Origin of the sequence: uncultured Chitinophaga sp., assembly GCF_937874145.1 — a bacterium.
In the GTDB taxonomy this organism is placed as follows: domain Bacteria; phylum Bacteroidota; class Bacteroidia; order Chitinophagales; family Chitinophagaceae; genus Chitinophaga.
In genome coordinates this window covers 1-6,703 of sequence record NZ_CALNBI010000361.1, presented here as the reverse complement: position 1 = coordinate 6,703, position 6,703 = coordinate 1, and the positions used below count along the sequence as shown (strand labels likewise).

Below are 6,703 nucleotides of genomic sequence, written 5' to 3'. Positions count from 1 at the left end.
GGTGCGGTCTGGTGCGGGGTGGTGGCCCGGGCGCCGGCGTGACGCCCGGGCCACCCGGGGTCACTCGGTGGCGGGGCCGTGGAGCGCGTGGTGGGCGACGGCGGATCCGCACATGTCGCCGCGGCGGCACTCGCACATGTCGGCGATCTGGGTGAGGGCGGCGCGAAGGCGGCGGACCTCGGCGACCAGCGCGGGCAACGCTTTTACCAGTTCCCTGCTGCCGGGCCCGTCCCACTTCCTGGAGTTCCCGGAGCTGAGGGCGTATATCGAGAACGTGGATGATAACAACACGGTGAATATCCGCTCGTACCTGAGCGTGGATTATGAGCTGTTCAAAGGCCTCCGCCTCACTTCGGCCACTTCTTACGATTACTACACCGATACCCGCGACCGCTTCAACCAGGCGTTCAGCAACAACAACCAGACGATGATATACGGATTCGTTTCCCGTCGTGGTGAATTGAACACGCGCAACGGCCTGGCGTACAACTTCAACTCGAACCCTGAGAATACGGAGAAAGGACACAACGTGCTGGTGAGCGCGTTCACGGAAGCGAACATCAAGGAGCGGGAAGATCACATCCGTGACATGCGCAACGGGCCGAGCGACTTCTACTGGGGACCCCGCGGCTACAGCCCCCGCTTTTACCCGGGCAACCCGTGGAACAACCCGGATGGCCATAACGTGAACGGTACTTCCGAAAGCGCCACCTACCACGCGCTGTCTTTCGCCGGTGTGCTTTCCTACAACTTCCGTACGAAGTACAACATCGACCTGTCGTACCGGGCAGACGGCAACTCCAATTCCGGTACCTCCAGCCGCTATGCCATCAACCCCTCGATCGGTGTGCGGTATAACTTTACCAAGGAGTCGATTTTCAGGGATATGAACTTCATCGACTACGGTTCTATCCGCGCATCCTACGGGATCAACAGCCGCCCGGCTTCCACCCGTGTGAATTCCCTGGGCTTCTACAGCATCTATTCCGATTACAACAACATGCCGGCGATCGGGCCCGACTGGGGCATCATGCCGAACCCGTACCTGCAGTCTGAAAAGGCTTACCAGTACAACTTCGGTTTCGAGACGAGCCTGTTGAAAGGACGGATGTCGCTCAACTACGATACTTACTTCAAGGAAACTTACAACATCCTGCAGGACCAGGTGCTGTCTGACGTTACCGGTTACGGAAAGATCCAGGTGAATGGCGGGGCTATCGTGAACTATGGCCATGAGATGGTGCTTACCGGCCGCCCGTTCGTGTCCAGCAAAGCCGGCGGCTTTTCCTGGAGCGTAACGCTCAACGGGGCCATCGCGCGGAGCGTGATCACCAAGCTGCCCGGGGATATGCAAATGTCGCGCTACAACGACGGTGCGCCGTTCTACATCGACCTGGCGCGCAAGGTAGGGCGCAACCCGATGAGCAACTACGTGTTCCAGACGAATGGCATTTACCAGTATGATACCGAGGTGCCTGTGGACCCGGTGCGTGGCGTACGCTACAAAACCAACCGCGGCAACGGCGTTACTTACTTCCAGGCGGGCGACCCCATCTGGCGTGATATCAATGGCGATTATTTCCTCGACGACCGCGACGATAATATCCTTTCGGGCAACCCCGAGCCGCTTGTAACGGGTGGGGTGAGCTCAACCTGGAGTTACAAGAACTTCTCGCTGAACGTATTTGCATCTTACCTGGCCAAACGTACCATCGTGAATACGGCGATGACGGCGCGCCTCATGAAAATGACACAGCCCGGCAACCTGGAATATAATGGCGAGCCCGGCGGTGGCATCAATATTTACGACCTGGAACTGCTGGATTACTGGAAAAACCCGGGCGACCAGTCGAAATACCCCAACATCTACTACGTGTGGAGGAACGGCCAGATCCGTCCTTTCCGCGCCGACCAGTCGTTGTGGGAGGAAGACGGATCTTACTTCAAGATCAACCAGATTACGCTGGCGTATACGTTCCGGGATTTCAATTTCATGAAGAGGGCGAAGCTGCGTTCGCTGCGCGCATATGCGACGGCTTTCAACGTCGCCATCTTCTCCAATTACTCCGGACCGAACCCCGAGAGCGTGAGCCAGCTGGGCCGCGACAATATCAATGGCTATCCGAACGCGCGCACTTACACTGCGGGTATCACAGCCGAATTTTAACGAAGCAAAAAACAGAATATGAAAAGGTGGTTATCTATATGGTGTTTAGCGGGAGTGATGGCCGGAGCCGGACTCAGCTCCTGTAAAGACTTCCTGGACGTGAAGCCCAACGACCGTTTCACGGGGGCGGATTACTGGAGGAATGCCAACGACGCGCGTATGGGCGTGAATGCGGCTTACTCGCAGTTGCGCGACCAGTATACCAAATGCATCCAGTATAATTTTGCGGACTTCCGTCCCGGGAATTATGATTTCTGGAATAAGAACAATTTCCGCGCGATCGCGCAGAACGATCTCCGCAGTTCTGCGATTACCGGTACCGACGGCGCGAACGTGCCAAGGGAGAACTGGGAGACCTGGTGGAAATCCATTGCGGCCGCCAACCTGGCCGTGGCCCGCATCGGCGGGATGAACGCCAGCCAGATCGGTGATATCGAGAAGGCGCAGCTGATCGGGGAGGCGCGGTTCGTCCGTTCCTACGTGTATTACTGCCTGGTGCAGAACTACGGCAACGTACCGTTCCAGTTTTCGCCTTACGAGATCGATATGAAACCGAAAAGCGACCACGTAGCCATCCTGGACTCCTGCATCATCGATCTCCGGTTAGCGGCGGACGCGCTGCCGGTGGTGTACAACGACCCCACTTACCGCGCCGTTCGCGCCACCAAAGGCGCCGCGCTGACACTTATGGCGCATATGTACATGTGGCAGGCAGGGTTCGACAAACCGCGGGCGGAAGACCTGAACCGCAAAGCCGCCGCGGCCTGCAAGGAAGCGATGGACCTGGGTGTGTACAAACTGCTGCCGTACGAAGACGAGCTGATCGATAATATTTTCAAAGGCCGTTCGGAAGAGGGTATCTGGGAAATTTCGATGGACGTGAACTACGGCAATATTACCGGCAACTTCATTTCGCAATGGGTGCTGCATCAACCGGTCATCGCTTCCGCCACCAACGTGTACGGCGGCCTTGGCAGCGAGATCACGATCAAGCGCGATTACCTCGACATCCTGTATCCTCCCGGCGAATCCGACAACCGTTTCACGTTATGGTTCGATGACCCGTATAATTCGGTGAACCCGCAATCGCAGATGTTCCTGAAGTATTCCAGCGTTTCCGACCCGATCGCGCGCCGGTACGATGCCAACATGATCGTGTTCCGCTATTCCGGGCTGCTGCTCCTCCGTGCCGAAGCGCTCGCGAATACAGGCGACAGCGACGGGGCGAGGGAACTGCTCAACGAAGTGCGCCGCCGCGCGCAGGCCAGCGAATTCGTAGGACTCGACGGGCAGGCGCTGAAAGATGCGATCTTCCTCGAAAGGGTGAGAGAGCTCTGGGGCGAAGGCCACCGCTGGTTCGACCTGGTGCGCACCGGCCGCGTAACCGACATCTCGCAGTGCGAAAATGCGCTGTCGCAGGATGAATTCGACCGCGGCGCCTGGACCTGGCCCATACCCATCGCGGCCATGCGTAAAAATCCGAAGATCACCCAAACCGCCTATTGGGCACAATAACCCGTCAAAAATGAAGCGTATGAAAAAGACACTCGCCTGCCTGCCGATCCTGGCCGCCGCTTGCCTGCTGTTCGCCTCCTGCAAGAAGGAGTATTACAAAGACGGCGGCCTGGCCAACCCGGTCTATAATGGCACTATTTACGATTACCTCACGGAAAAAACCATGTACTTCGACAGCGTGAAGCATATCATCGACCTGGCTGGTATGAAGGACATGTTCACCAACGATACGATCACTTTTTTCGCATTCACCGACGACGCCATCAGGGCGGCGATGAACGAAGTGAACTCCCATCGTTTCGCGGCACAGGAAGATTCCGTGACGATGGACGATATCGGGCCCGAAGTATGGAAGCAGTTCATCAGCATGTACATCCTCCGCGGCAAACGGATGGCCGGCTCCTTTCCCAGGGTGGCCCGCGAAAATATCCGCGCCTTTCCCGGGATCAATTATATCATGCTGAACGGTTATATCCTGAATATCGGCCTTGAGTACACGAACTACCGCGGGGTGGAAGCCATCGGCCCCAGGATCCTCTACCTGACCGACGTCACGTTTGACCCGACGGATTTCAGGAACAACACCACCATCCGCGTCGCTTCTTCCGACATCCAGCCGCATAACGGGGTCGTCCACGCACTTAGCTATCTGCACACACTCGGCTTCCGCGGAGGTGAATTCAGGCGCGTGGCGCTCGATTATTTAAGGACCAAAGAATAACGTAACTCATGAAAAGCAAAATATACCAGGGAATGCTGGCGCTGGCAGTGATCGCCGGCGTTGCAGCCTGCACGAAGGAATCGGTGGACAGCGACGGTAAGAACCCGTACGGCGACCCTGTGGAAGCCTCCATCATCTTCGCGGAAAATTCCGTCAATCCCGCCAAAGGATACGTGAACGACGAAGTGCTGGTCCGCGGGACGGGATTCCTCAAACATAAAGACAAGCTCGAAATTCTGTTTAACGGCGAAAAGGCGGAGATCCTCGAGGTCACCGATTCTGCGGTTAAAATAAAGATTCCCGAGATGGCCAGCTCCGGGGCGATCAACGCCAAAGTGGGCGACGAGTTCTACTTCGGACCGTTTTTCCGCGTGTTCGGAAAGCTGCAGGTAGACACGATGTTTAACAGCCAGCGCGGCGCCAACGGGCTCATTACGTACATCACCGCGGCTAATGACGGCAAATACATCATCTCCGGCCGTTTCAACGATTACGACGATGCCAAAAAAGCCGGAGGCGTAAACCGCATGGCCCGCATCAATGCCAACGGCACGATCGACAATGCCTGGGAATACGGCTGGCAAACCGGTCCGCAGGGGGATGTGTACAGTTCCGTTTACCTCCCGCAGGAGCAGAAGTTCCTGGTGGCGGGAAGCTTCAACCGCTATGCACGTACGCAAAACGTGTACAGCATCGCGAAGCTGAACTTCAATGGTACGATAGACTCGAGCATCATCATCCTGCCGTCCCAGAACACCGGCATCACTTCTTCGCTGGCGGGCGGTGTGCGCGGCGTGATCAACCACCTGCATGTGCTGCCCGACGAGAAGATCCTGGCGGTAGGGGATTTCCGGTATTACGTAAAACCCGACTTCAACCTGATATCCAGCGCCGGCGTGGACTCCATGCACCTGGATTCCACCTTCGTGCAGCATATCATCAAGCTGCACCCCGACGGCGTGCTGGATACGTCCTGGAACTACGACCTGAACGAGCACCGCGGGTTGCCGACGGTGAACGGGCGTATTTACAAATCGCACCTGCTGCCCGACGGCAAGATCCTCATCGCGGGCAACTTCACCACTTACAAAGGGCAGCCCGCACCGCGCATCGCGCGCCTCAACGCCGACGGTACCCTGGATAATTCGTTCCAGCCTGGATCCGGCGCGGATCTGCTCATTTATGACCTGTTCGTGCAGGCAGATGGAAAGATCATCGTGGCGGGCGGCTTCAACCGGTTTAACGGCCAGCTCGCCAACCGCGTGACCCGCCTGCTGCCCGATGGCGCGGTGGACCCCGGGTTCAGCGTAGGCGCGGGCCCCGACGGTACCAAGATCGACCAGATCGGGGTTCTGCCCAACGGGGTTATCCTACTTACGGGCACTTTCCGGAAGTTCGCCAGCCTGTCGCGCAATAACTTCATCGCGCTTAACCCGGACGGTTCTGTCCACCAAACGTACAACGCCATCGGCGGCCTGCGCTATGCAACTGCATCCGACGACGGTACGGTGATGGAAATGATGAATGTTCCGGGAGAGAATGCGGTGATCCTGGTCGGCAACTTCGATACGTTCGACAGCCGGACGGCCAACCGGATCGTGAAGTTGAAGTTTGAATAAGCCTGGGGGAAATCAGACAATAAAGAAGGAGAGGGGCTGTTTTATAAGCAGCCCCTCTTTGTTTTGTAACCGCTGACTGCGGTATCTGTGCGATTAACCCTAGCCTTCGAGTAAAAAGGACAATTTTCTTATTTTAGTGGTATGTATAACCCGTAAAGCTTAAGTCAATGTTCCTGACATACCAAGACGAAATAACCCTACACGCTATTCGAAAATTCATCGACTCCAATCTACAGCCCCGTATGAAAATTGCCGAACTGGTGAAAAAATTCGGTATGAAAGAAAGCAAACTCACTAAAGGATTCAAGCAACTTTTTGGCACCAGTATTTACAACTACTTCCTAAAGAGTTCCATGCAACATGCACGGATCATGCTGGTACAGGGCGTACCCACAAAGGTAGTAGCCATTACCCTGGGCTACTCAAAGACTAGTAGTTTCTCGCGCGCTTTCCAGAAAGTACACGGGATACTGCCGGGCAGTATTTCTATGCGGTAAAAATGCAGCAATCTCACGGTTTTTGTGGCCAAGTTTTTTTTGCCGTTATTTTTTAGTGCATTACTTTCGTTTTAAGACACAGGCCAACAGATTGTTTGCGATCCGACACAGTACAGCTTAAGACCCTACCCAACGATATTTCAAGAAAGTTATCTGTGTTTTTCATTTTGTCCTTTGTAGCACT

General features: G+C 55.8%; 6 protein-coding genes. 5 read left to right on the top strand and 1 reads right to left on the bottom strand.

From position 1 onward, the window contains the following. Positions 1–60: 60 nt before the first annotated feature. Complete coding sequence (locus Q0510_RS17580) at positions 61–288, bottom strand: hypothetical protein (protein ID WP_298714819.1); 228 nt, start codon at positions 286–288, stop codon at positions 61–63. On the opposite strand from Q0510_RS17580, the gene Q0510_RS17575 reads away from it, so the two are divergent. The 5 genes from Q0510_RS17575 (at position 275) to Q0510_RS17555 (ending at position 6,519) form a co-directional block, all read left to right on the top strand. Continuing rightward, positions 275–2,167 carry a TonB-dependent receptor gene (locus tag Q0510_RS17575; protein ID WP_298714817.1) on the top strand — a complete coding sequence of 631 codons (1,893 nt, stop codon included), beginning with the start codon at positions 275–277 and terminating at the stop codon, positions 2,165–2,167. The genes Q0510_RS17580 and Q0510_RS17575 overlap by 14 nt on opposite strands. Before the next feature lie 57 nt (positions 2,168–2,224). After that, the gene (locus Q0510_RS17570; RefSeq protein ID WP_298714816.1) at positions 2,225–3,682 is read left to right on the top strand and encodes a RagB/SusD family nutrient uptake outer membrane protein; all 1,458 of its coding nucleotides are present in this window, start codon (positions 2,225–2,227) and stop codon (positions 3,680–3,682) included. A 19-nt stretch (positions 3,683–3,701) separates the two neighbouring features. Further along, positions 3,702–4,403 carry a hypothetical protein gene (locus Q0510_RS17565; RefSeq protein WP_298714814.1) on the top strand — a complete coding sequence of 234 codons (702 nt, stop codon included), beginning with the start codon at positions 3,702–3,704 and terminating at the stop codon, positions 4,401–4,403. Between the two features lie 8 nt (positions 4,404–4,411). Beyond that, positions 4,412–6,022: an IPT/TIG domain-containing protein gene (locus Q0510_RS17560; RefSeq protein WP_298714813.1), complete on the top strand. Its 1,611-nt coding sequence runs from the start codon at positions 4,412–4,414 to the stop codon at positions 6,020–6,022. A 242-nt stretch (positions 6,023–6,264) separates the two neighbouring features. Next, a complete protein-coding gene (locus Q0510_RS17555; RefSeq protein WP_298714812.1) occupies positions 6,265–6,519 on the top strand; it encodes an AraC family transcriptional regulator in 255 nt (84 codons plus the stop codon). The last annotated feature ends 184 nt before the right edge of the window (positions 6,520–6,703 follow it).

Excerpts from the sequence above, each read along its gene's own strand:
- Q0510_RS17570 (WP_298714816.1), top strand. The coding sequence starts at position 2,225 with ATGGCCGGAGCCGGACTCAGCTCCTGTAAAGACTTCCTGGACGTGAAG.
- Q0510_RS17565 (WP_298714814.1), top strand. The coding sequence starts at position 3,702 with ATGAAAAAGACACTCGCCTGCCTGCCGATCCTGGCCGCCGCTTGCCTG.
- Q0510_RS17560 (WP_298714813.1), top strand. The coding sequence starts at position 4,412 with ATGAAAAGCAAAATATACCAGGGAATGCTGGCGCTGGCAGTGATCGCC.
- Q0510_RS17555 (WP_298714812.1), top strand. The coding sequence starts at position 6,265 with ATGAAAATTGCCGAACTGGTGAAAAAATTCGGTATGAAAGAAAGCAAA.